3 protein-coding genes are annotated in these 1,964 nt (G+C 74.3%); 2 read left to right on the forward strand and 1 reads right to left on the reverse strand.

The window, feature by feature from the left end; translation table 11 throughout:
- Together KMS84_RS38420 and mscL are read left to right on the forward strand one after the other, a co-directional pair.
- On the forward strand, positions 1-656 hold a 656-nt coding region (locus KMS84_RS38420; protein WP_285894487.1), incomplete at its 5' end, for an RcpC/CpaB family pilus assembly protein.
- 108 nt (positions 657-764) lie between these two features.
- Positions 765-1,232: a large conductance mechanosensitive channel protein MscL gene (gene mscL / locus KMS84_RS38425; RefSeq protein ID WP_256921193.1), complete on the forward strand. Its 468-nt coding sequence runs from the start codon at positions 765-767 to the stop codon at positions 1,230-1,232.
- 178 nt (positions 1,233-1,410) lie between these two features.
- On the opposite strand, the gene KMS84_RS38430 is transcribed toward mscL, so the two are convergent.
- Positions 1,411-1,593, reverse strand: coding sequence for a hypothetical protein (locus tag KMS84_RS38430; protein ID WP_109005226.1), 183 nt, complete (start codon positions 1,591-1,593; stop codon positions 1,411-1,413).
- Positions 1,594-1,964 lie beyond the last annotated feature (371 nt).

Genomic DNA, 1,964 nt, shown 5'->3' on the forward strand with positions numbered 1-1,964 from the left:
CTCCTCTTCCTCCCCCCTCCCTCTCTCCTCCGCGCGCCTTCCCGGCCGCGCCGTGCCCTCCGCCCGGCCCCGAGACGCCCGCGACAAGCGAGGTGCCCTCCTTCGATCCGGTCCGGGTGGGGCACGGCCGGTACCGCCTAGGTCGGCTGGTCCGGAGCCGACGGCGCGCCCTCGCGATCGGGCTCGCCGTCACCGCCGCCGCGCTCGTGGCCGCGAGTCCACGCGACGCCGGTCCGGCTCGCGGCCACCCGGACGGTGAAGCGCACGGAAGCTCGCTGTCCCGCGCACGGTCGTCCGCGCACGCCCCGGCGCCCGCCGTCCGTACCGCCGAGAAGGTGACGGCCCCGGTGCGCATCGCCGACGCGGCCACCGTCCGGCTGCTGCGCCCGGGGGACCGGGTCGACGTCATCGCGGTCGAGCAGCCGGCGGCGGGATCGAGGGGCGGCGGCCCCGGCGGCGGGGCCCACGTCGTCGCGCGCGGGGCGCTCGTGACCAAGGTGCCCGAGCCGCTGGACGCCCCCGTCTCCGCCCTCGCCCCGGCCTCCGGGCCCGGTGGCGACAGCGGCGCCCTGGTCGTCCTGTCGGTGCCCCGGCCGACCGCCGCGCGCCTCGCGGGCGCGAGCGCCACGGCCCGGCTGGCGGTGACCTTGTGGTGAGGTCAAGTCGCTCGTTCGAGCGACCTCAGTGGACACGCCCGCCCGGGCTTGACGTAGGTTGCGGAGCTGTTTGTTCCACAACCTGTACATGCGAGGAGTGTCCCCCAGGTGAGCGAGAAGAAGGCAAGCGTCCTGCAGGGCTTCAAGGCCTTCCTGATGCGTGGGAACGTCGTCGATCTGGCGGTCGCGGTGGTGATCGGCGCGGCCTTCACCAACATCGTCAACTCGGTGGTGAAGGGGATCATCAACCCGGTCATCGGCACGATCGGCACCCAGAACCTGGACAGCTACAACTCCTGCATCAAGGGCCCCTGCCACGGGACGGGCGACAGCGCGACGGGCGTGCGGATCCTCTGGGGCTCGGTCCTGGGCGCGACCCTCACGTTCGTGATCACGGCGGCCGTCGTGTACTTCCTGATGGTCCTGCCCATGTCGAAGTACCTGGCCGTGGTGGAAGCGCGCAGGAAGGCCAAGGAGGGCACGCAGGAGGTCCTGGACGTGACCGAGCTGGAGGTGCTCAAGGAGATCCGCGACGAGCTGGTCCGCCAGCGGGGCTCGAACGAGTACCGGCGGTAGGTCCACGACCGGCGGCGCATCCACTGCCCCCTGGCGCCGACCGCGCCCGCACACGGATCCGGGGCAGGGCCGAAGACGGCGGTCGGATCCGGGCCGGGGTCGAAGACGGCGGTCGGACCCGGGCCGAGGTCGAAGACGGCGGTCGGTCCCGAGCAAGGGACGGCGGTCGGGTCCGGGTTCAGATGTGGTGGGGCGGCTTCTCGTCGAGGAAGCGCTTGAGGTCGGCGGCGCTGTCGCCGCCGGCCGCCGGCCGCTCGCCCCACCCGCGGTCGGTGTCGTCCGACGACTGGCGGTCCAGCGGGTCGTCGAAGATCAGCGCGGCCTTGGGGTCACGCGGCTCGGGGGCGGCGGGGGTGCTCATGCGTCCAGGGTACGGCCCGGGCTGCCCGCCGGGTCCGGGCCCGCACGAGGACCCGCCCGCACACCACCCGCACCGCGGCCGACTCCGCGGCGGGTCCGCGGTCGCCTCCGCAGTGGGCTCGGCGATCGCCTTCCCGGCGGGCTCCGCGGCGGGCTCCGCGGACGGCCTCACGGCGGATCCCGCGGTGGGTTTCGCGAGCCGAAACCGCCCGCTCCCTTCTCCGGCGCCCCGGTCCAACCCCCGCCCGCAGGCCCACGGGCCTGCGCTTTCCGCGGATTCCGCACAAGATTTTCCGGCGGTTATCTGCTGTGCTGGGACCCATGACGTCCAGTACGCCCCCGCCGGCCTCCCCCTCCGGCGGGGGCGTACTG

It is taken from the genome of Streptomyces hilarionis (assembly GCF_024539675.1).
Taxonomy (GTDB): Bacteria; Actinomycetota; Actinomycetes; order Streptomycetales; family Streptomycetaceae; genus Streptomyces; species Streptomyces hilarionis.